The sequence below is a fragment of the Asticcacaulis sp. YBE204 genome, from assembly GCF_000495855.1.
Taxonomy (GTDB): Bacteria; Pseudomonadota; Alphaproteobacteria; order Caulobacterales; family Caulobacteraceae; genus Asticcacaulis.
Genome location: NZ_AWGF01000004.1, coordinates 49,254 through 71,280 on the forward strand (window position 1 = coordinate 49,254; position 22,027 = coordinate 71,280).

25 protein-coding genes are annotated in these 22,027 nt (G+C 62.5%); 21 read left to right on the plus strand and 4 right to left on the minus strand.

Annotated elements, in window-relative coordinates; all coding sequences use genetic code 11:
- Positions 1–124 precede the first annotated feature (124 nt).
- The gene (locus AEYBE204_RS0120050) at positions 125–487 is read right to left on the minus strand and encodes an endonuclease domain-containing protein (RefSeq protein WP_031230154.1); all 363 of its coding nucleotides are present in this window, start codon (positions 485–487) and stop codon (positions 125–127) included.
- Positions 488–502: 15 nt separating this feature from the next.
- On the opposite strand from AEYBE204_RS0120050, the gene AEYBE204_RS0120055 reads away from it, so the two are divergent.
- Positions 503–1,240, plus strand: a complete 738-nt coding sequence (locus AEYBE204_RS0120055) for a hypothetical protein (RefSeq protein WP_155908299.1) — start codon at positions 503–505, stop codon at positions 1,238–1,240.
- Between the two features lies 1 nt (position 1,241).
- On the opposite strand, the gene AEYBE204_RS27375 is transcribed toward AEYBE204_RS0120055, so the two are convergent.
- The 3 genes from AEYBE204_RS27375 to AEYBE204_RS27385 form a co-directional block, all read right to left on the minus strand.
- Positions 1,242–2,327, minus strand: coding sequence for a DUF2336 domain-containing protein (locus AEYBE204_RS27375; protein ID WP_023461643.1), 1,086 nt, complete (start codon positions 2,325–2,327; stop codon positions 1,242–1,244).
- Positions 2,328–2,337: 10 nt separating this feature from the next.
- Positions 2,338–3,528 (minus strand): hypothetical protein, encoded by a 1,191-nt coding sequence (locus AEYBE204_RS39435; protein WP_023461644.1) that lies wholly within the window; start codon positions 3,526–3,528, stop codon positions 2,338–2,340.
- A 401-nt stretch (positions 3,529–3,929) separates the two neighbouring features.
- Entirely contained in the window at positions 3,930–5,753 is a 1,824-nt protein-coding gene (locus AEYBE204_RS27385; RefSeq protein WP_023461646.1) for an ABC-F family ATP-binding cassette domain-containing protein, read from the minus strand.
- A 216-nt stretch (positions 5,754–5,969) separates the two neighbouring features.
- On the opposite strand from AEYBE204_RS27385, the gene AEYBE204_RS27390 reads away from it, so the two are divergent.
- From AEYBE204_RS27390 to AEYBE204_RS39895, 20 genes are all read left to right on the plus strand, one after another.
- Positions 5,970–6,437 carry a YcgN family cysteine cluster protein gene (locus AEYBE204_RS27390; RefSeq protein WP_031230157.1) on the plus strand — a complete coding sequence of 156 codons (468 nt, stop codon included), beginning with the start codon at positions 5,970–5,972 and terminating at the stop codon, positions 6,435–6,437.
- A gap of 493 nt (positions 6,438–6,930) precedes the next feature.
- Positions 6,931–7,359 (plus strand): hypothetical protein, encoded by a 429-nt coding sequence (locus tag AEYBE204_RS27395; RefSeq protein ID WP_023461648.1) that lies wholly within the window; start codon positions 6,931–6,933, stop codon positions 7,357–7,359.
- Positions 7,307–8,494 (plus strand): DNA-packaging protein, encoded by a 1,188-nt coding sequence (locus AEYBE204_RS27400; RefSeq protein WP_023461649.1) that lies wholly within the window; start codon positions 7,307–7,309, stop codon positions 8,492–8,494. Before AEYBE204_RS27395 ends, AEYBE204_RS27400 begins: the two co-directional genes overlap by 53 nt.
- 123 nt (positions 8,495–8,617) lie before the next feature.
- On the plus strand, positions 8,618–9,817 hold the full coding sequence (locus AEYBE204_RS27405) for a phage portal protein (protein WP_023461650.1): 1,200 nt from the start codon (positions 8,618–8,620) through the stop codon (positions 9,815–9,817).
- On the plus strand, positions 9,810–10,034 hold the full coding sequence (locus tag AEYBE204_RS27410) for a hypothetical protein (protein ID WP_023461651.1): 225 nt from the start codon (positions 9,810–9,812) through the stop codon (positions 10,032–10,034). Before AEYBE204_RS27405 ends, AEYBE204_RS27410 begins: the two co-directional genes overlap by 8 nt.
- Positions 10,031–10,477: an HK97 family phage prohead protease gene (locus AEYBE204_RS27415; protein WP_023461652.1), complete on the plus strand. Its 447-nt coding sequence runs from the start codon at positions 10,031–10,033 to the stop codon at positions 10,475–10,477. Before AEYBE204_RS27410 ends, AEYBE204_RS27415 begins: the two co-directional genes overlap by 4 nt.
- A 92-nt stretch (positions 10,478–10,569) precedes the next feature.
- Positions 10,570–11,778, plus strand: a complete 1,209-nt coding sequence (locus AEYBE204_RS27420) for a phage major capsid protein (protein WP_023461653.1) — start codon at positions 10,570–10,572, stop codon at positions 11,776–11,778.
- Positions 11,779–11,918: 140 nt separating this feature from the next.
- Positions 11,919–12,188: a head-tail connector protein gene (locus AEYBE204_RS27425; protein ID WP_023461654.1), complete on the plus strand. Its 270-nt coding sequence runs from the start codon at positions 11,919–11,921 to the stop codon at positions 12,186–12,188.
- Complete coding sequence (locus AEYBE204_RS27430) at positions 12,185–12,508, plus strand: hypothetical protein (protein ID WP_023461655.1); 324 nt, start codon at positions 12,185–12,187, stop codon at positions 12,506–12,508. The genes AEYBE204_RS27425 and AEYBE204_RS27430 overlap by 4 nt, the downstream gene beginning before the upstream one ends.
- Positions 12,508–12,924 (plus strand): DUF3168 domain-containing protein, encoded by a 417-nt coding sequence (locus AEYBE204_RS27435; protein WP_023461656.1) that lies wholly within the window; start codon positions 12,508–12,510, stop codon positions 12,922–12,924. The genes AEYBE204_RS27430 and AEYBE204_RS27435 overlap by 1 nt, the downstream gene beginning before the upstream one ends.
- Positions 12,925–13,060: 136 nt before the next feature.
- Complete coding sequence (locus AEYBE204_RS27440) at positions 13,061–13,468, plus strand: phage major tail protein, TP901-1 family (protein ID WP_023461657.1); 408 nt, start codon at positions 13,061–13,063, stop codon at positions 13,466–13,468.
- Positions 13,455–13,754 carry a GTA-gp10 family protein gene (locus AEYBE204_RS27445; protein WP_023461658.1) on the plus strand — a complete coding sequence of 100 codons (300 nt, stop codon included), beginning with the start codon at positions 13,455–13,457 and terminating at the stop codon, positions 13,752–13,754. Before AEYBE204_RS27440 ends, AEYBE204_RS27445 begins: the two co-directional genes overlap by 14 nt.
- 64 nt (positions 13,755–13,818) lie before the next feature.
- Positions 13,819–13,989: a phage tail assembly chaperone gene (locus AEYBE204_RS39890; RefSeq protein ID WP_023461659.1), complete on the plus strand. Its 171-nt coding sequence runs from the start codon at positions 13,819–13,821 to the stop codon at positions 13,987–13,989.
- Complete coding sequence (locus tag AEYBE204_RS27450) at positions 13,979–14,497, plus strand: hypothetical protein (protein WP_023461660.1); 519 nt, start codon at positions 13,979–13,981, stop codon at positions 14,495–14,497. Before AEYBE204_RS39890 ends, AEYBE204_RS27450 begins: the two co-directional genes overlap by 11 nt.
- On the plus strand, positions 14,497–15,105 hold the full coding sequence (locus AEYBE204_RS27455; RefSeq protein WP_023461661.1) for a DUF2460 domain-containing protein: 609 nt from the start codon (positions 14,497–14,499) through the stop codon (positions 15,103–15,105). The genes AEYBE204_RS27450 and AEYBE204_RS27455 overlap by 1 nt, the downstream gene beginning before the upstream one ends.
- Before the next feature lie 36 nt (positions 15,106–15,141).
- The gene (locus AEYBE204_RS27460; protein ID WP_023461662.1) at positions 15,142–15,810 is read left to right on the plus strand and encodes a DUF2163 domain-containing protein; all 669 of its coding nucleotides are present in this window, start codon (positions 15,142–15,144) and stop codon (positions 15,808–15,810) included.
- Entirely contained in the window at positions 15,803–16,234 is a 432-nt protein-coding gene (locus AEYBE204_RS27465) for a peptidase (RefSeq protein ID WP_023461663.1), read from the plus strand. Before AEYBE204_RS27460 ends, AEYBE204_RS27465 begins: the two co-directional genes overlap by 8 nt.
- A gap of 128 nt (positions 16,235–16,362) precedes the next feature.
- On the plus strand, positions 16,363–19,992 hold the full coding sequence (locus tag AEYBE204_RS27470) for a glycoside hydrolase TIM-barrel-like domain-containing protein (RefSeq protein ID WP_023461664.1): 3,630 nt from the start codon (positions 16,363–16,365) through the stop codon (positions 19,990–19,992).
- Between the two features lie 197 nt (positions 19,993–20,189).
- Entirely contained in the window at positions 20,190–21,173 is a 984-nt protein-coding gene (locus AEYBE204_RS27475) for a DnaJ C-terminal domain-containing protein (RefSeq protein ID WP_023461665.1), read from the plus strand.
- A 67-nt stretch (positions 21,174–21,240) separates the two neighbouring features.
- Positions 21,241–22,023, plus strand: a complete 783-nt coding sequence (locus AEYBE204_RS39895) for a DUF3800 domain-containing protein (RefSeq protein WP_200862169.1) — start codon at positions 21,241–21,243, stop codon at positions 22,021–22,023.
- The last annotated feature ends 4 nt before the right edge of the window (positions 22,024–22,027 follow it).

The window sequence follows — 22,027 nt, forward strand, 5'->3', positions numbered from 1 at the left end:
TTTGGCTCGCTGCCACCTCCCCATCATCGCTAACGCTCGATAGGGAGGAGGGCGTTTCAACACGCTCCCTCCTCCCTACGCAGTGGGGAGGTGGCAGCCCGCAGGGCTGACGGAGGGGTATGACTCAGACCTTCCCGACGCGCTCCAGAGCGACCGCATAGGCACCCGTCGCAACCTCGTCGGCATCGAGCATGATCTCGAACGCCGGAATGCGCAGGGCGCGGATACCCTGTTCGGCCAACCACTTATCCCGCATTTCATCGCGCACACGCCGGTCGTCTTCGGTGTGGTGAACGCCATCGACTTCGACGGCCAACTTGACCTCGGCACAGTAGAAATCCAGCACATATGGCCCGACCGGATGCTGCCGTCGGAAGACCAGATTGCCCGTGGCGCGACTGCGCAGCCTGACCCAAAGCCGTACCTCTGGCGGGCTCATGGCCCTGCGCTGTTGTCGGGCGAGTTCGTATTTCAGGCGGGATGTCATAAGCGAGAGCGTAGTGTGGAATTGCAACCTGCGCCATACCCCATTAATCATCGCCCGATATTGTCATTCTCTGGACGCCAGTTTACGATTGAGATGGATGGGGGAAAGATGATTACGTCAGCTATAGCGTTTATCGAAGCGTTGATGACAAGTCTTGCTCCGCATGTGTGGTGGCTGGTTGCGGTGGGGGGAATCTTTCTGGGACTGCTGATTATACGGCCTACGAAAGATCGGAATGGCGTGCGTATAAATCGTCAGATCTTCTATCCGGCAGCTTCAGAAGCCCAAATGGAAGCCGACCGCCTTTATCAAGATGCGACGGTATGGAAATTGCGCAAGGGGGAAAATCTGCCCTTGCTGCCACTCCCTACAAAATCAGATCAGGCCTATGCGGTGGTTTTGGCACTGGGGGAAAACCCGAATAACCGGGCTTACTATTATCGCAGAGGCGTCGAACGCGACGACCTTGAACTGGCCATGGCGGGGCTTCGTTTCGATACGCAGTATAGTTTGGCGCAGAGCCATCAGGATGATTTTATGATCCAGAGCGTTTACCAGACGATTGCCGGTGCGTACTGGGAACTCGGTAAAACTTTTCGGTCAAAAGACTGTCTTCAATTGGCTCGACTGGCGTTTCATTGGGCTCTGTCGCGGTCCCACGGCGATGCGGCGGCCCAAAGAACCGATAAAAGCATCCTTGCCGATCTCGTTAAACTGGCCGAGGACCGAAGGGCTCTGGAAACAGAGACCTGACTTACGCCGCGTGACCTTCGGCGCGGCGCAGGCGCCAGAAGCGGATCGTGCGCATCGCCGTTTCCTTCGGCAGGGCTTCGTACAGCTTGCCGTATTCCGAGGCGCGGCCCATCGCGTTTTCCTGCGTCGCCAGCATGATCATGGCGTAGGTCAGGAACAGCGACTTTTCGAGGTCGGCGGCTTTACAGGCAATGGCCAAAGCGTCGATCTCGCGCTTTTCGACCACGTGTTTCGCCGTCAGAAAATCGATGTCGGCCATGGTCGCCAGGGCGCACAGGAACCAGGTCGGGTTCGGGTCGCGCATATATTTGGCCAGCAGCGACGGGGTCAGCTTGTGGTTGGTATAAAGCGCTTCGACCTCGGCGCAGATCTTCTCATAGTCCGCCGGGAAGGAGCCGTTGGCGATGGCCACCGTGTTGCGGCTCTTCGACAGGGCCTGTTCGATCACCGACGGATCGAGCTTGGCGTTTTCCTGCATGATGCGTTCGCGCAGACGGGCTTCGACGACGAAATACATGTCGTTCATCAGATCCGCCGGCATGTCCTTGCGGTTGACGACGGCTTCGTGCAGGGCGGGGCTGGTCTGGGCGCGCTGGACGACGGCTTCGTTGGTCGCCCGCGACAGGCGCGCGCCATCGTTGCGCAGAAGGGTGTTGACGGTGGTGTCGTCGCCGCGCTCGACGATAACGCCCGACACCGATTCCGGCACGTCTTCGCGGCGCGAGACGGCGCGCAGGTGGTCCTGACCCTGGGTCGAGACGACGTGCAGCAGGTCGGTTTCCGACAGGGATTTCGAGCGCGTCAGGATCGGTTCGGCGACCGAAATGTCGTCCGAGGCCAGACGGCGCAGAAGGCCCAGAGGCGCGGTCTTGGCATTGGCCAGCTTCAGCGCGATTTCGGCGCGGACCACGGTTTCCATCTCGGCCGACAACTGGCTCATCACCTCGTCGTACAGCGCCATTTCCGGACCCGCGATCTCTTCGGGGTGCGACATGAAGACGTTGGTCACCTGACGCAGCAGTTCGCGGCGCTTGGCCGACGACGGTTCCTGAGCCAGTTCGATCAGATGGTTGAGCGTTGCGGACATGGAGGCGGCCCTATTTCTTAGAGGTATCTTGCGATGTGGGAACGGGCGCTTTTTGCACCTCGTCTTTGGCAGGCGTTTTGGGTTTGTCTTTGGTCTGAACCGTAGCCGGATCGAGCGCCAGTTCGCCACCGGCGTGCGGGGCGGGATCGGGCTCGTAGCCATAGGCGCGGTGCAAGGAGTAATAGCGCGGCGTTTGCGACGCATTGGTGGCGCGGCTGCCCGGGACGAAGGGCACGTAGGGGTCTTGCTCGACGGCCTGAGTGAGGGGTTCGCTTTCGGTCGCGGCGGCCAGTTTCAGGTCTTTTTCTGGGGCCTTTTTCGCGTCGGTCTTGGCCACGGTCTTAGCGGCGTCGGCTTGCTTGGCGACTTCCTTCTGAGCGGCAGAGACCGTCTTGGGATCGGGCTTTGGTTCGGCTTTTGCCACGACTTTCGGCACTTCCTTGCCTTCCAGTACCGGCGCGACCTTGCCAGCGTATTTGCTGTTGGCCGGCAGTTGATAGGTGCCGTCGGTCGCCGGTTTCGGCTGAGGGTTTACCTCAGGTTTGGGCGTTCCCAGCTTTTCGGCGGTGACGACCGGGGGCTTGGGCGTCGGCAGCGGTATCGGCGAGTCGATTTTCTTGACCGTCTCGACCGTTGGTGCGGCAATGATTTTCGGCTCGACCTTGGGTTCGACTTTTGGCTGAGGCGCGGCCTGAAGGCGGATATCAGGTTTGATTTCAGGCGCTTTCGGCTCAAACCGCGGTGTTGGGGCGGGCGTCCAGTTCGCGGTCAGTTCGACCGGCTTTTCAACCTTTTGAACCGCTTTTGGCTCAGGCTTAGGCTCTGGCTTCGGTTCGGCGCGTGCCTCTAATTTAGGCTGCGACTGCATTTGCGGCTGTGGCGCGGGCACCTGACGGGCGACCTGTTCGGTGGGGGCTTTGCCCTTGTTCGACCAGTTCAGTTCGCGGCGATAGGGATTGCCGACCTGACCATAGGGTGAGGGGGGAATCTGGAAGCCCTCGTTGCCGGTGGCGGCATTGGGCAGGGCTTTTTCGAATTTTTGAGCGTCGGGGGCCGGAGTAGTCTCGCTGACCGAAGACGGCAGGGGACGCTTGTTCGACCACGTCAACTGGCCCGGATTGGCCAGCGCGGAACCGCCCAGCACAAGGCCTATCCCCGTCAAAGTGACGGTCAGATACGGCGTGTGAAAGCGGTTCATCATAGGCTGGGGCCTTAAGCGGAGGTGTTGCAACCTCACGAGCTTAACCAAGACGATTTAATATTGACCTAATGGAACAGTGATTTTTTTGCGGTGACAGGATGCCGCATCAGGCGCGCAATCATAAGTTGAAATGATTTTCTATGCAGCCTTAACCATGTGCGTTATGGTGGTGCGCCGGGTAATTTCATCCGGTAGCTTAATGGAGAGCGCTATGAAACTTCGTTTCAGCGTCTCCGCTAGGTTGAGCCTCACAAAACTGATTGTCACCTGCAAATTGATTATCAGTCAAGTGAGACTCAAACTCTAAGCGGCGGGGTGAGGGGCCGTAAAGCCTCTCGCCTTGCCGTTTAGAGTTATCATATCCCACTCAAAAAGTCACGCGATTCTTATCCCCGTCTTTATCAGCGGTTGAGTGCCTCGCGCTTTTCCTCAAGCTCCAACCACTCCATCTCGCCGTTTTCGAGATCGGTACGGAGTTTATCCAGCGCCGTCATCAGCGCATCGAACTTTTTCGGATCACGCGCATAGAGGTTCGGATCGCTCAATGCCGCTTCGGTATTCTTGATCTCGGCCTGCCATTTCGGCATGAAGGCGTTGAGGTCTTCGAGGCGCTTCTGATCCTTATAGCTGAGCTTCTTGGCAGGCGCCTTGACCGGTGCAGCCACGGGTTTCGGTGCGGCTTTAACCGCCTTCACCGTCGGGGCCTTATGGCTTAGCTCCTCGAAAAAATCCGGGTTCTGACGCAGGAAATCCTGCCAGCCGCCGGGGGTTTCGACCGCGCGGCCCTTGCCGTTCAGGGCCAGCGTGGACGTCGCCAGACGATCGACAAAATCGCGATCGTGGCTGACCAGGATCAGCGTGCCGTCGTAATCCGACAGCATGTCTTCGAGCAGGTCGAGCGTGTCCATGTCGAGGTCGTTGGTCGGCTCATCGAGCACCAGCAGGTTGGTCGCCTTGGCCAGCGAACGGGCCAGTTGCAGGCGGTTGCGTTCCCCGCCCGACAGCGACTTGACCGGCTGACGCAACTGATTGTCGCGGAAGAGGAAGTCCTTGGCGTAGGCGGCGACGTGGCGCGGATTGCCCTGCACCATGATCTGATCCGAGCCGGAATTGGCCAGCGCGTCCCACAGGGTCTCGTCGCCTTTCAGCGTGTCGCGGCCCTGATCGAGATAGGCGACTTCCAGCGCGGTGCCGAGCTTGATCTCCCCGGCATCGGCCTCGATCTGCCCGATCAAAAGCTTGACGAGGGTCGATTTGCCCGCGCCGTTCGGGCCGACGATGGCCAGCCGGTCGCCGCGAATGATGCGGGTGGAAAAATCGCTGAGCAGAACCTTGTCGCCGAAGCCCTTCGAGACGTGCTTCAGTTCGGCGACCAGCTTGCCCGAGGTGCTGCCGGAATCGATGCTCATTTCCATCGTCTTGCCGAGGTTCTTCACCCGTTCGGCGGCGTCGGCGCGCATGGCGTTCAGCCGCGCGGCGCGGCCTTCGTTGCGCGTCCGGCGGGCGGTGATCGAGCTATAGAAGGTCTTGGTTTCGCGCTCGATGGCCTTTTCGAGACGGCGCAGGGACTCGGCCTGTTCCTCGACGATCTTGTCCGACCAGGCCTCGAAGTTGGTGTAACCGCTGTCGAGCCGCATGATCTTGCGGTCGTAGAGCCAGTAGCAGCGCTGGGTGACGCGCTCAAGGAAGGTTCTATCGTGGCTGACAATCAGGGCCGCGCCTTTGAACTGACGCAACTGGTCTTCGAGGGTCTCGATGGCGAAGATGTCGAGGTGGTTGGTCGGTTCGTCGAGGAAGATCAGATCGGGTTCTTCGGCAAAGGCCTTGGCCAGCGCCGCGCGGCGCTTTTCCCCGCCGGACAATGAGGCGCACTTGGTGTCGGGCGCAAGGCCGAAGGCGAACAGTTCGGCCTCGGCCATGTAGTGTTCGGCCCCGTTGGAGACCAGCCAGTCGAGCACGGTCTCGCCGACGGGCTCGGGTTCCTGAAGCACATAGGCGTAACGCAGGCCCTGCATGACGACGCGCTCGCCGGAGTCGGCGTCGATCAGCCCGGCCATCAGCCGCATCAGGGTGGATTTGCCCGCGCCGTTCTTACCGACAAGGCAGGCGCGCACGCCCTTGTCCAGCGCCAGGTCGACACCGTCGAACAGCGGGTTCATGCCGTCCATCAGGCGGACGTCTTTGAGGGCGATCAGCGGGGCTTTTTGGGGGGCACGTGCGTTCATGGCGGCGGTGTACAGGGTGAAAGGGATTTTGCAAAGCGCTTGATTTTATCCTCTGTCAAAGAGATAAGCCGCTTAAATCCTCCCCTGCGGAGCGGGGGAGGGGGACCACGAAGTGGTGGAGGGGGCAGGCCACAAGGTTTGCCCCCCTCCGTCTGCTCATTCCATTCGCAGCCACCTCCCTCGTACGCTGCGCTACAGGGGAGGATGAAAACCTCCATGACCCAACCCTTCTGGCAGACCAAAACGCTTGCTGAAATGACCGTACCTGAGTGGGAATCGCTCTGCGACGGCTGCGGTCTGTGCTGCCTGATCCGGCTGGAGGACGAAGACTCCGGCGAGATCATCCCCACCCGCGTCCATTGCAAGCTGTTCGACAGCCAGACCTGCGCCTGCGCCAACTATCCGCAGCGGCACACATACGTCCCCGACTGCATCAAGCTGACGCCGTACAACATCGAGGCGCTGGAATGGATGCCGCAGTCCTGCGCCTATCGTCGCCTGCACGAAGGCAAGGACCTGCCGCGCTGGCACTATCTGCTGACGGGGGACCGCGAAAGCGTCCACCGCGCGGGGGTGTCGGTGCGCGGTCAGACGATCTCCGAAGACGCGCTGGATGACCCGGAAGACGCGCTTGATTTTGCGGCGTTCGACCTGCTGGAAGACAAGACGGATAACGAGGAATAGCATCTTCTACTCCCCCGGCGTGCCGGGGGAGGTGGAAGCGAACGAAGTGAGCAGACGGTGGGGGGCTCGCGTAGAGGTCGCGAATATATCTGTGGCCCGATGAGCGCGGTGTCACGACAGAGAAGGCCCCTACCACCGCATCTAGCGCTTCGCGCGTCGTGCGGTCCCCCTCCCCGGTACACCGGGGAGGTATGAAGGGGGAAGCCTCACCTTTGTCCAAATAAAAAGCCGCGGCGAACCGCGGCTTGTTTTGGTTTTGAAACACTTAAATAAAAAGACGCAAACTAAAGTCGCGATGCTGAATACGCCCGCATCAAGAAGTTCCAATGACGTCGTTATAGGCGAATTGTGTGACAGTTTTTGCACCGCAGCGGATAAGCGCGACATAGGCCTGTCCCCGGCTCAGATAAGAATTATATAAATCCGATCAGAGGGTTGCGTTTTTATCACGCCCAAATCTCCCCGCACTCCGGCGGCGGCTTATTGTTGAGGCATGGAAAACGACACGCCTTTCAAACCCGCCGACCTCAAGGTCATCCGCCAAAAGCAGATCAGCCAGCTTATGACGCTGGCTGACAGCCTGATTAAGGATGCCGAACAGGCACCGTCGCTGAACGCGCTCAATCTGCTGGAAAAAAGGGCCAAGGTCGTTCTGGTCGTCGCCAAGGCGGCCGAGCAAATCCACAAAATGGTGGGCGATGACGGAGACAACGACATGGAAACCGACGAAACCGACGGATCTGGAGACGATCAGGACGCTCGCGAAAGCTGGGGACTCAAGCTTGAACGCAAGCTCTTTGGCATGGCTGAGCAACGAAGAAATTTCCTTCTGGCGGAAGCAGCAGAACAGCGCGACCTGGCGGCCCAAGATGACGGAGTGGGCGTTTTACGCGACCGAGGCCCAGACGCCGCCGCCGGGTGAGTGGCTGACCTGGCTGTTTCTCGGCGGGCGCGGCGCGGGCAAGACGCGCGCCGGGGCCGAGTGGGTCAAGTCGCTGATCGCCAAGGGGCTGCGCTTCGCCCTCGTCGGGCCGACCCTGCACGATGTGCGCGAGGTGATGATCGAAGGGCCGTCGGGCCTCAAGGCCATCGCTGACCCGAAAAATCGCCCGTCTTACGAGGTGTCGCGCAAGCGGCTGAGGTGGCCGAACGGGGCCGTGGCCTACGCCTATTCGGCGGAAGACCCGGAAAGTTTGCGCGGCCCGCAATTTCACTACGCCTGGGCGGATGAGTTCTGCGCCTGGCGGCAACCGGCGGAGGTTCTGGCGATGTTACGGATGGGGTTGCGACTGGGTAATGCACCGCAACTGTGCGTCACGACGACGCCGAAGCCGGGGCGGGCGCTGAAGACGCTGATGGCCGAAAAAGGCACGGTGATGACGCGGTCCAATACGGCGAGCAACTATTTCAATCTGGCCGATCCGTTTCTGGAGGGCCTGAAAGGGCTCTACGGCGGGACGCGGCTGGCGGCGCAGGAACTGGAAGGGCTGGTGGTCGAGGACGACCGCCGCGCCCTGTGGCGAGCCGAGGATCTCAGCCGCTGTCTGGGCAACCGGCCCCCGGCGTTCGACGATCTGGTGGTGGCGGTCGATCCGCCTGTGTCCAGCACGGGCGACGCCTGCGGGATCGTGGTCGCCGGACGACGTGACAATCGGGCCTATGTGCTCGAAGACGCGACCCTGTCGGGGGCCACGCCGCAGGGCTGGGCAGCGGTGGTGGCGGCGAAGATCGCCGAATACGACGCCCATCGCGTCGTCGCCGAAGCCAATCAGGGCGGCGACATGGTCCGTCAGGTGCTGGTCGGTGCCGGGTGCGACGCGCCGGTCGAACTGGTCCACGCCCGCGTCGGCAAACGCGCCCGCGCCGAGCCGGTCGCCGCGCTCTACGAACAGGGGCGGGTGGTCCATACGGGCCGCTTTGTCGCCCTCGAAGAAGAGATGATGGGGCTGGGGACGGAGGAGATGCGCCATTCGCCGGACCGCGCCGATGCGCTGGTCTGGGCGATCACGGCGCTGATGATCACGGGAAGAGCGGAGCCCCGGATGCGCAGATTATAGCTCCCTCTCCCTGTGGGGAGAGGGCTGGGGTGAGGGGGCTTCTGTCGGAGTCTTGGACTCCCCCTCACCCGGTGCTTCGCACCACCCTCTCCCCACGGGGAGAGGGGATTCATCGAGGACATTATGCCTGATTTTTTCAACACCCTTTTCGGGCGGCGACCTTCTGTGCCCGAAACCAAGGACTCGCAAACCCGCGCCCTGATCGCCCTGACAGGGCAGGGGCGGGCGCAGTGGACGCCGCGCGAATATGAAGCCCTCGCCCGCGAAGGCTTTGCGAAAAACGCCGTCGCCTATCGCTGCGTGCGGATGATCGCCGAAGCCGCGGCGTCGGTGCCCTTGCGCGTCGATTGCGACGGGCGGCACGACACGGCGCATCCGCTGGCAGCGTTGCTCGAACGCCCCAACGCCGAACAGGGCGGGGCCGATCTGCGCGAGGCGCTCTATGCCTCGCTGCAAACCGCCGGCAACGCCTATATCGAGGCCGCCGAAATCGACGATCAACCGTTCGAGCTGTGGGCCCTGCGGTCCGAGCGCGTGCAGGTCGTGCCCAATGCCAAGGGCTGGCCCGAAGCTTACGACTATAAGGTCAGTGGACGGACGACGCGGATCGCCCGCGATGAGACCGGCTGGCTGAAGGTCCTGCACCTGAAGCTGTGGCACCCGCTCGACGACTGGTACGGCTTTTCGCCGCTGGAGGCCGCAGCCTTTGCTATCGACGTTCACAATGCGTCGGGGGCCTGGAACAAGGCCCTGCTCGATAATGCGGCGCGACCGTCCGGGGCGCTGGTCTATGGCGGCAAGGCGTCGGATCGCCTGAGCGCCGAGCAGTTCGAACGGCTGAAGACGCAACTGACCGAGGATCATGCCGGGATCGATAATGCCGGGCGGCCTCTGTTGCTCGAAGGCGGGCTCGACTGGAAGCCGATGTCGCTGTCGCCCGCCGACATGGATTTTATCGAAGGCAAGCACGCCGCGGCGCGCGACATCGCGCTCGCCTTCGGCATCCCGGCACAGCTGCTGGGGATCCCAGGCGACAATGCCTACGCCAACTACCGCGAGGCCAATGCCGCCTTCTGGCGTCATACGGTCCTGCCGCTGGTCGAAAAGACGACGCGGTCGCTGTCGAACTGGCTCAGTCCGAAGTTCCCCGGCGCGCGTATCGTCGCCGATATCGATGGCCTGCCCGCCCTGTCGGCGGAGCGCGAGGCTTTGTGGGCGCGGCTGGAGGCCTCGACCTTCATGGACGCCAGCGAAAAGCGGCGTCTGGCGGGGTTGAGCGCCGTAGCCGCCCAACCCTCCGACCACGGAGATTCATATGAGTGAGATTTTCACCGGCGGGGTGATCATGACGATCATCCTGCAATCGGCGGCGGCTTTGATGTGGTTCGGGCGCGCCGGGGCGAGGCTCGACACGCTGGAGGCGCGCTTTCAGCAGCAGGCCGGGGTGGTCGAGCGACTGGCGCGGCTGGAAGAACAGGCGCTGGCCACACGCGCGGCTCTGGCGCGGATCGAAATCAAGCTGGACGAGGCGCGCATATGATCATCGAAGGCTACGCCTCGCGGTTTTACGAGCGCGATCTCAACGACGATGTCGTCGTGCCGGGGGCCTTTCGCGACAGTCTTTTGCGCACCGGGCCGGAAGGCGTGCGGATGCTTTACCAGCACAAGGTCGCGGCCCCGATCGGCGTCTGGGATGAGGTGGTCGAGAACGAGACCGGGCTGTTCGTCCGGGGCCGGATTATCGACGCGACGCCCGAAGGTCGCATGGTCATGGCCTTGGCTGAGGCGGGTGTGATCGACGGTCTGAGCATCGGGTTCCGCACCGAAAAGAGCCGCTTTGACGAAACCGGGCGGCTGCGCGTTCTGAGCGCCGTGGCCCTGTGGGAGGTGTCGCTGGTGACGTTTCCGATGCTGAGCAGCGCGCGGTTCAGGCGCGTTCAAGAAGAATACCCCCTCGCCCCTATGGGGAGAGGGCTGGGGTGAGGGGGCTGCCATAGGCGTCCCGGACTCCCCCTCACCCGGTGCTTCGCACCACCCTCTCCCCAAAGGGCGAGGGGATTTAGAAGGAGACTTATATGAACGAAACGAAACACGTCACCGCCTCGACCGAGGTCAAGGCGGCCTTGCACGAAGTCCTGTCGGCCTTCGAGGCCTTCAAATCGGCCAATGATCAGCGCCTCGACGCGCTGGAAAAGAAGCAGGGCGACGGCCTGCTCGACGACAAGGTCGAGCGCATCGACCGCGACCTCAATGCCGCTCAGGCACGCCTCGACCGCCTGCTGAGCCAGAAGGCGCGCCCGGATATCGCCGCCGCGCAACCGGATCAGACCGAGGCCAAAACCGCCTGGGACGGCTATATGCGCTCGGGCCGCGTAACGCTGGAACTGAAGGCCGGGCTGTCCACCGCGTCGGGTTCCGGCGCGCTGGCACCCTATGAGACCGAGCGCTTCGTCGAACGCCGTCTGGCGCAGGTATCAGTAATGCGCTCGCTGGCCACCGTCCGCACGGTCGGCGCGGCAACATTCAAGAAACCGGTCTCGACCGCCGGCGTCGTCGCGGGCTGGGTCGCCGAGGCCGCCGCACGTCCGGAAACCGATCCGGCGACGCTGGCGCTTCTGGAATTCCCGGCGGCGGAGCTTTATGCGTCTCCGGCGGCCACGCAGGCCCTGCTCGACGACAGTTTCATCAATCTCGACGAATGGCTGGCGTCCGAGATCGAGGACAGCTTTGCGGCACAGGAAACCGAGGCCTTCGTCATCGGCAACGGCACCAACAAGCCGAAGGGGTTCCTCAACTACACGACCGCCGCCAACGCCTCGGCGACCTGGGGGCAGATCGGTCATATCGTGTCGGGCGCGGCGGCGGATTTTGCGTCGTCCGGCCCGGTCGATGCCCTGATCGACCTGACCTATGCGACCGAGGCCAAGTATCGTCCGAACGCGCACTTCGTCATGAACCGCCGCACGGCGGCCAAGATCCGCAAGTTCAAGGGTTCGGACGGTCAGTATATCTGGCAGCCATCGACGCAGGCGGGGCAATTGCCGCAGCTGCTCGGCTATCCGGTGCAGGAGATCGAGGCCATGCCCGATGTCGGCGCGAGCACCCTGCCGGTGGCGTTCGGCGACTTCGCCAAGGGCTATCTGATCGTCGATCGCGCCGGCCTGAGCGTGCTGCGTGATCCCTATTCAGCGAAACCGTACGTGTTGTTTTATACGACCAAGCGCGTCGGCGGCGGCGTGCAGAACTTCGACGCGATCAAGGTGCTGAAGATCGCGGCGTCGTAACTTCCTTCTCCCTGAGGGAGAAGGTGGTTTCCGCAGGAAGCCGGATGAGGGGGCAACGATGGTTCCCCCGGCCTCCCCCTCACCCGGTGCTTCGCACCACCCTCTCCCCATAGGGGAGAGGGGATTTAAGGAAATCTCTCATGTCAGACCCCGTTTCGCTCGCTGAAGCGAAGCTTTTCCTGCGCGTGTCGCACGACGACGAAGACGCGCTGATCGCTGCGCTGGTGGCTGCGGCCAAGGCCCGTCTGGAAGCCGCGCTGGGTATTGTACTCGATGTGAATTCCGCCGCGCCGTTGCGGCTGGCGGTCCTCGATCTCGTGGCGCGGGCCTATGCCGTGCGCGGCGAGGGCGAGGTGTCGCTGGACGGCCTTGAGCCGTGGATCGCCCCCTATCGCGAGGTGCGGCTATGAACCCGCTTAAGGCCGCCGATCTGAAGACCCCGGCGAAAATCTACCGCCTGATCCGAACGGAAACCGTATACGGAGGATCGAACCAGGCGCCGCAATATGAAGGCACGATCTGGGGTGATTTTCAAACGGACGTGCCGCAGGAATCGCAAGAGTTTGAAGGTGAAACCCTGATCCGTCAGTATGCGGAATTCACCTGTCGATCGGCTTCGGGCATCGAACGCGGCGGTTATCTTAAAATCCGCGGACAGGACTGGACGGTCTTGTCTATCGACGAAGACCAGAACGGGACCGTGCGCGTGCGTCTCGGGCGGGTGCACTGATGGCGCTCGATCCTTTACGCGACGTGCAAAAGGCCCTGATCGCGCACCTGAAAAGCCAGCATACGCTGAAGGTCTGGCTCGGCAACATGGTGCGGATTTACGACGACGTGCCGCCCGATCCGGTCTTTCCGTATGTCGCTCTGACGCGTGTGGAAGCGCAGGCCGTCAGCGGTGCCGATACGGCCACCGAACAGGTCATTACCCTGATGGCGGTGTCGCGTTTTTCCGGCACCGAAGAGGCGAGAGCCATCGCCTTCGAACTGCGCGTGGTGCTCGATCAGGCGGCGCTGAGCCTCGACGATCAGCATCTGGTCTCGGTGCGCGTCAGCTATCTCGATGTGTTCCGGAGTGCCGACAAGCGGTCGATCTACGGGCTGGTCCGACTGCGGGTGGTCACCGAGGCCAACCCTATCTAGGGCGGGTCTGCAAAGCGCCGTCTTTCTGCGCGTTTCGGCTCGTGTACAAAAGTACACGTCGCCTTCAATGCTCAAAAGCCAGCCCTTTTCGCCGCGCCCTAGCGGGTTGGCGTTCTTCGTTTGAAAGGAGACTCATATGGCCCTGCAAAAAGGCCGCGACATGCTGCTGAAAATTCATGACGGTACGGCTTACGTTACCGTCGCGGGCCTCAGGGCGCGCACCGTGTCGCTCAATGCAAAGACCGTCGATGTCACCGACTCGCAAAGCCCCAATGGCTGGCGCGAACTGATGGCCGGGGCGGGTGTCAAGGCGCTCTCGGTGTCCGGCTCCGGTGTCTTCAAGGACGCCGCGTCCGACGCCGTGATGCGCGAAGCCTTCTTCGCCCAGACGGCGCGAAACTGGCAGATCATCGTGCCGGATTTCGGACAGTTCAGCGGCGCGTTTTTGATCGCCTCGCTCGACTATGCCGGCGATCACGACGCCGAAGCGACCTTTGCCCTGACGCTGGCTTCGGCGGGGGAGGTGACCTTTGTCAGCCTCTGATACACCCCTCATCAATAAAGCGCGTGGCGAAGTCGTCGCCTGTATCGGCGGCAAGGATCTGCGCCTTTGCGTCACGCTGAAAGCTTTGGCGGAACTCGAAACCCATTTCGACGTCACGGGCTTCGAGGCGCTGGCCGCCAAACTGGCGACGATGGGCGCGAAGGACGTCTGGGCGGTACTCAAGGCGCTGGTCCTCGACGAGATCGAACTGCCGGTTCTGCACATCAGTCTGGCTGAGGCCATCGAGGCTATCGTCGCGGCGTTCCGCGCAATGAATGATGACTAGAGCGCATTCCGAAAAGTGTGAAGCGGTTTTCGGAAACGAATGCGCGACAAAAAAATGGGCCGCGATGTTCCGGCTGGGCGTGGTCGAACTGCGCCTGTCGCCCGACGCCTTCTGGCGTCTGAGCTGGCGTGAATGGCTGTGGCTGACCGCGCCGCCGGAACAGGCGGTGCCGCTGGATAAGCGGGGCCTGACCGACCTGATGACCCTTTTTCCGGATGACGAATATGAACAGTGAACTGGACGGCTTGACCGCCCAAATCAACGAAGCGGCGGTCGCCTTGCAGGCCCTTAAGGGGCCAGCGCAGGAATCCGCCGACGCCATAGATCAGGCGTTTTCGAAAGCCGGATCGTCTCTGGCGCGGTCGTTGAGCCGCGCGGCGAAGGACGGTGAGATCAGCCTGTCGGAACTGGCGTCCGCGATCATCAACGCCGTCAATGCAGCAGCGGGATCGTCCGGCAGCGGATCGTTAGCCAGCGTTTTGGGTGACGTGTTGAACGGAGCCTCGAAGGCCTTTTCCGGCGCGCGCGCCGATGGCGGTTACGTCACGGCGGGCGGGTCTTATCTGGTCGGCGAGCGTGGGCCGGAATGGTTCCGTCCGGCGACCTCGGGCGAGATCGGCAGCGGTGGTGGCCCGACCGTCAATGTGTCGCTGAACATCGCGGGCGGGGCCGACAGCCTCGTGCGGTCGGAAGCGCAGATCGCGGCGGCTTTGCACCGCGCCGCCAGATTAGGGAGCCGGTGATGTTTCACGACGTCAGTTTTCCCGCGCGTCTGGCCTTTGGGTCGGGGGCTGGGGTCGAGCGGCGGACGCAGATCACGACTCTGGCGTCGGGTCATGAGCAACGGATCAGTCCCTGGGCGCAGGGTCGCCGCCGGTATCTGATCGGGGCAGGGGTCCGCTCGCTGCACGACGCGGCGGAACTGCTGGCCTTTTTCGAGGCACGCGAAGGTCAGTTGTACGGCTTCCGCTTCAAGGACTTCGCCGATTTCAAGAGTAGTGCGGTCAATGCGGCGGTAACGGCGACGGATCAGGTGATCGGCACGGGCGACGGCGCGCGGACGGTGTTTCAACTGACCAAGGCCTATGGCGGCGTGACGCGGGCGATCGCTAAGCCGGTCGCGGACACGGTCAAGGTGGCACTGGACGGCGTCGTCACGACCGCCTTCAGCGTCGATCACACGACGGGTCTGGTAACGTTTTCAGCGGCCCCGGCGGCGGGTGTCGTTATCCGCGCCGGGTTCGAGTTCGACACGCCGGTCAGGTTTGATTCCGACCGACTGGACCTGACGCTGGAAGGCTTCGACGCCGGCCGCGTGGCGGCGGTGCCGCTGGTCGAGATCAGAGTTTAACCCCCTCTCCCCGCAGGGGCGAGGGGAAGGAGCATCATGCGACATATTCCGGAAACGATAAGTGCGGCATTGGTGCAGGGCGCGGTCCGTTTCTGCCATGCGTGGATCATCACACGCAGCGATGGTGAGCGTTTGGGCTTTACCGATCACGACCGCGACCTGACTGTGCTTGATGTGGTCTGCAAAGCGGCCACCGGTCTGACGCAGGGCGCGGCATCTGTGGATCTCGGCATGGAGGCGTCGGACGCTTCGGTGTCGGGCGTGCTGACCGCCGACGCGCTCGATCCTGCCGATATACGCGCAGGGCTTTATGACGGCGCGGCGGTCGAGAGCTTCGTCGTCGAGTGGTCCAGCGGTGACCCTGTGACGATGGGCGCGGGGACTCTGGCGCGGATCGAAGCGCGCGGCGGGGTGGGCGCGGGCTCAACCTTCGTCGCCCACGTCGAAGGCGCCGCGGCCAGACTTCAGCGCGTTATAGGGCGGCGGTTTACACCGCTGTGCGACGCCGTGTTCGGCGATGCGCGGTGCGGCGCGATGGGCGACGGGCCGTGCGACAAGCGCTATGCGACCTGTCACGGCGTACACGGCAACGCGCTCAATTTTCGTGGCTTCCCCGACCTGCCGGGTGAGGATTTTGTCACGCTTTACCCCCGTTCCGGCGACGTGATGGACGGGCGGTCACGGTCAGGGGCGGGTCGTGCGTGATCTGGTTTTAGCCGAGGCGCGGTCGTGGATCGGCACGCCCTATCAGCACCGGATGAGCCTCAAAGGCGTCGGCTGCGATTGTCTGGGGCTGGTGCGCGGCGTGTGGCGCAGTGTGCAGGGCGAAGAGCCATGGGACCTGCCGCCCTATACCGGCGACTGGGCCGAGATCGGCGGCCGTGAGGTCTTGCTGGACGGTCTGGCGCGCTATCTGATGCCGGTCGCGGTGGGTGAAGCGCAGGCCGGTGACGTGCTGGTATTTCGACTGAAACCCGGCGCCGTCGCCAAGCACGCGGCGATCCTCAGCGCCGGCGATATGGCCGATCCGAGGTCCGCTCTGATCCATGCCTATTGGAGCCATGCGGTCGTCGAGACCTGGCTCGGGACGTGGTGGCGACGGCACGTGGTTGCGGCGTTTAGGTTTTAACCCCCTCTCCCTGTGGGGAGAGGGTTGGGGTGAGGGGGCTGCCATCGGCACCCCGGACTCCCCTCACCCGGCCAAAGACTAAAGTCTTCGGCCACCCTCTCCCCATAGGGGCGAGGGGAAAGGAATCTATGGCACAGGTTATTCTTACCACCATCGGTACAGCTCTGGGCGGGCCGGTCGGTGGCATCATCGGCTCGACTCTCGGGCAGGCCATCGACCGTACTGTGGTCAATGCGCTTTCGCCCGTCCGGCAACTGGGCTCGCGGCTGGAAGGCGTGCGCGTCGCGTCCGCGGATCAGGGCGCGCCGATCAAGCAGGTCTATGGTCGCGGACGCGTGGCGGGGACGATCATCTGGACGGCGCGGTTGAAGGAAAACCGCTCGACCACGCGCGCGTCGAAATCGTCGCCGAAGACCGAGTCCTACGCCTATAGTTTGTCGTTCGCCGTGGGTCTGTGTGAAGGCCCCATCGACGGCATCGGGCGCATCTGGGCCGACGGACAATTGCTGGATCAGTCGGCGCTCGCTTACCGGCTCTATACCGGCAGCGAGGACCAGATGCCGGACGCCCTGATCGAGGCGATCGAAGGCTCGGCCCCGGCCTATCGCGGTCTGGCCTATCTGGTGTTCGAAGACTTGCCGTTGGCGGCCTTCGGCAACCGCCCGCCCAGCCTGTCGGTCGAGGTGTTCCGCAGACCGCCGGGTGACGGTCTGGAGACTCTGATCGACGGGGTCTGCCTGATTCCCGGCGCGGGCGAATTCGTCTATGCGACCGCGCATAATGCCGTGCTCGAAGGCCTCAGCGGCGCGCGCTGGGAGACGCAGAACAGCACTGACGGGCGACCCGATTTTCTCGTCGCGCTCGATCAGCTTCAGGCACAGCTGCCGAACGTCAAACGCGTCAATCTGGTGGTGAGCTGGTTCGGCGACAGCCTCGATGCGGGCGTGTGCCAGATCAAACCCGGCGTCGAACAGCGCGACAAAAAGACCAAGCCGTTGCACTGGTCCGTGGCGGGGCTGAACCGCGCCGAGGCGCATTTGATCAGCACGCTGGATGACCGTCCGGCCTATGGCGGCACGCCGTCGGATCAGACAGTGGTCGATGCCATCCGGGCGTTGAAAGCGCGCGGCTATGCGGTCACGCTGGTGCCGTTCATCCTGATGGACTGCGCCGGTTTTCCGTGGCGCGGACGGATCACGTCAGGCAGCGATGTGGCGGCGTTTTTTACCAACGAATGGGGCCTGAACCGCTTTGTCACACATCTGGCGGCACTGGGCGTCGAGGCGGGTGGCGTCGATACGGTCCTGCTCGGTTCCGAACTGCGCGGGGTGACCACCGCACGCATCGGCGGCACCTATCCGGCGGTCGCGGCGCTGAAGGCGCTGGCGGCGGAAGTCCGCGCCATCGTCGGGGTGGAAACGCAGATTTCCTACGCCGCCGACTGGAGCGAATATTTCGGTCATCAGGCGGGCGGCGCGGTGCATTTCCACCTCGACCCGCTGTGGGTCGATGCCAATATCGATTTCGTCGGCATCGACTGGTACGCGCCGTTGACCGACTGGCGCGACGGCGAACATCTGGATGCGGAGGTCGCGGATTCGATTTACGACGAGGCCTATCTGACTTCACGGATGCGCGGCGGCGAGGGCTTCGACTGGTACTATGCGTCGGAGGAGGATCGCGACGCGCAGATCCGTACACCGATCATCGATGGCTCCTCCCATGGCGAAGACTGGCTGTTCCGACCTAAGGACGTCCTGAACTGGTGGGCGAATGCGCACCACGACCGGCCAGATGGGATGCGTTCTGCGACGCCAACCGCGTGGGTGCCACAATCCAAGCCGGTTCGGTTCATCGAGTATGGCTGCGGGGCCATCGACAAGGGGCCGAACGCGCCGAACCTGTTCCTCGATCCGAAGTCGTCGGAAAGCGCTGTGCCGCCGTACTCGACCGGTGAACGCGACGATCGGGCGCAGCGGGCTTATCTGACGGCACTGGCCGAGTTTTATAACGATCCCGCCAACAATCCGGTCAGCATGGTCTACGGCGCGCCGATGCTGAGTGGTATGGATGTGTGGTGCTGGGACGCGCGGCCCTATCCGGCCTTTCCGCAGAAATCAGAGGTGTGGGGCGACGGCGACAACTGGCGCACGGGCCACTGGCTCAACGGGCGCATGGGCGGGGCCTCGGCTAAGCATTTGCTCACCGCAATAGCCGCTCAGGCCGGGGCGGAAATTGACGTGTCGTCGTCGTCGGGCCAGATCGACGGCTACGTCATCGAACAGCCGATGCGCGCGGCGCAGGCTTTGGAGCCGGTGCTCAGTTATCTGGGGCTGGAAATCGCCGACCGGAACGGGCTGATAGTGGTCGCCGATAGTACGGCGGTGGAGCTGTCGCGCGATGATCTGGCGTTCCATGACCGCGATCCGGTGCTGGCACGGCGCGATCTGATGGAGGTTCCGGGTGCGCTGATCCTGCGCTGTTACGACCTCGACCGCGACTATCAGGTGCAGGCGGTCCATGCGCGCGCCGACACGGCCGGCGGCGACACGCTGAGCCTCGACCTGTCGCTGGCTCTGACGGCGGCACAGGCGCGCGACTTTGCCGGTTACACGCTCGCTCAGGCGCAGGGGGTGCGCGAAAGCCTCAGTGTCGATCTGTCGCCCGCGCAGGTCCTGCGCTTTGAAATCGGCGATGCGGTGGCGTTCGAAGGCGTGAACTATCGCATCAGTGGGATCGACCTGTCGGAACGACCTTCGGCGCTGCTGACGCCGGTGCCGTCGTCACGGGCGGTGGTGTCGGGCGAACCTTCGGGCGGTGGTGAAGGCGTTATTACGCCGATCTTGAGCGGTTTCACCCTGCTGGAACTGCCGTGTTTCGGGGCCGATGAGACCAATACGCGGCCCATTCTGGTCGCCTCATCCGCGCCGTTTATGGGCGTCGATATCTACGCCGGAGCCAGTGAGAGCGCGCTTCGTCTGCGCGGTCAGGTGCGTCAGGCGGCGGGCATCGGCGAGACGCGCATGGCGCTGGCGGCGGGGCAATCGGGGGTGTGGCTCCGTGAGGCCCTTCTCGATATCTATCTCGAAGGCGAAGCCCTGCAATCGCGCGCCGAGGCCGATGTGCTGGGCGGCGAGAACTTCATCTGCGTTAAGGGCGATGAGTGGGAGATCATTCAGTATCGCGAGGTCGTGCCGCTGGGGCCGCGTCTTTATCGGTTGCGCGGGCTATTGCGCGGGCAATGGGGCACGCGGGCGTTTGCCATCGCGGATGGTGCGGCGGTCGTTCACCTGCCTGCGGATTTTACGCGCGCCGAGATGTCCAACGACGAAGTGGGTTTGCCGCGTCTGTGGCGGGCCGGTCGCAGCGGTTTCGGCGGCGCGGCGGACGGTGCCATCGAGGTCGAAGCGGTGTGGACCGGTCTGGCGCTCAGACCGCGCGCCCCGGTGCATGGGCGGGTGCGGCGCGAGACCGACGGGCTGGCGATCCGCTGGCTGCGGTGCGCGCGTTACGGCGGCGACCATCTCGATCTGGAACCGCCGATGGACGAGGCGGCGGAGGTCTATCGTTTGCGCTTTTATCAGGGCGAGACCCTGCGTCGTGAAACCGAGGCGATGGAGAGCCGGTTCGTCTATGGCGACGATCTGCGCGCGCTCGACTATCCGGGTGGGTTTGATGCCGAAAGCCGCCTTGAAATCGTTCAGAAATCGACTACATCCGGCTATGGTCCGCCGTTGCGCGTCGGTTTAATGACTTGACTTGAGGCCTGTCCTTCGCCAACGGCTATTCGCTTAAATACTCCCCCACCTGTGGGGGAGGTGGCGCGTAGCGCCGGAGGGGGGCCTTAACCGGCCCTGAGTGTGTCGCGGCAAAGGCCCCCACCACCACTCCGGCTCCGCCGTCGCGGTCCCCCTCCCCACAAGTGGGGAGGTATGAGTGGTATGGAGGTTGGAACTTGGCTGGCGATCCTTATGCTGAATTGGGCGTGCCGCGGAGCGCGAGCGCGGACGATATCCAGAAGGCGTTCCGCAAGCTGGCCAAGGAACTGCACCCCGACCGCAACCCCAATAACAAGGCCGCCGAGGACCGCTTCAAGCGCGTGTCGGGGGCGTTCGACCTGCTCAAAGACCCCGACAAGCGCAAGAAGTACGACGCGGGTCAGATGGATGCCGACGGGCGCGAGACCCACCGTGGGTTTGGTGGTGGAGGCGGTGCTTCCGGCGGCTATGGCCGCGGCGCAGGTGGTAATTTCGACGGCGTCGATCTGGACGATATTTTCGACATCTTCGGCAGCGGTAGCCGTCGTCAGGGCAATGCGGGCGGTGGCTTCGGTGGCGGGTTTGGCGGTTTCGGCGGCGGTGGGGCCAATCCCGGCGGTTTCGGTCAGGCCGCGAAGGGCAATGACCTGAAAATCCGGCTCGATATCGACCTGATGGACACGATTGCCGGCAATACGCGCCGGGTGCAGTTCACCGATGGTCGCACGGTCGACGTCAATATCCCCAAGGGCGCCAAGGACGGCCAGACCCTGCGCCTCAAAGGGCAGGGGGCGGCCTCACCATCAGGGCGCGGGCCGCACGGCGATGCGCTGGTCGAATTGACGCTCCGCCCGCACCCGGTCTTCCGTCCGGAAGGCAACGATCTGCATATGGACCTCTATGTGGCGATCCCCGACGCAGTGCTGGGTGGCAAGGTGCAGGCTCCGACGCCTGACGGTCCGGTCAATGTGACCATCGCCAAGGGCTCCAATTCCGGCGGGGTGCTGCGTCTGAAAGGGCGCGGCGGTTTCGATGCCAAGACCAATGCGCGCGGCGATCTGTTCGCCAAGATCGTGCTGGCGCTGCCGGATAAGGTCGATGACGATTTCGTCGCCTATGCCGAGGACTGGCGCAAGGATGCGCCCTATACGCCCAGCCATCCGGCGACACGCAAGCGGTAAAACGAAATTATATTGTTTTGTAAACTTATAGTGCTTATATAGACATTAGCAGTTGGGAGGCTCGCCGATGCGAGCCGTTGGGGCCTATTGCTCCTCCCGGCTGCCTTTGGATATTTTAATGTATCTATTGTATCTCGATGATTCCGGGTCAGTTCAAAACGCTGAAGACAGCCATATTGTTTTAGCTGGTTTAGCAGTTTTTGAACGAAAGCCCCATTGGTTCTCACAAGAATTAGATCAAATTGCTCGACGCGTATGGCCAGATAATCCTGCTGGATTGGAGTTCCGTGGCAATGACATTCGGGGTGGCAAGAAGCAATGGCGGGGAATTGAAAAAGATCAGCGCCTCGCGGCTTATCGCGAGGCTATGGAAGTTTTAAGCCGATCAAGCCAAGTGCATATATTTGCTTCTGTGGTTCATAAAGCGGCTGTTTCACCTAACGATCCTATGGAATTCGCATTTGAGCAAATTTGTAATAGGTTTGATCGATTTTTAGGTAGGCTCCATAATGCGGGAAATACTCAAAGAGGACTAATCATTTTAGACAAGTCCTCTTACGAAACTTCTTTACAGAAGCTTTCTCTGGATTTTAGGACAATTGGTCACAGATGGGGACAGCTATATAATTTATCAGATGTGCCTCTGTTCGTAGACTCCAAAGCTACGCGAATGATTCAATATGCAGACATGATCGCGCACGCAACACGTCGTTATTATGAGAACGGAGATGCGTCGCTCTTTGATATTTTTTCCAATAGGATCGATGCGGTTGGAGGAGTTATGCACGGGCTAACGCATTACACACCCGCTAATCAAAGATGTAATTGCTTGATTTGTCGTCAGCGATGATTTT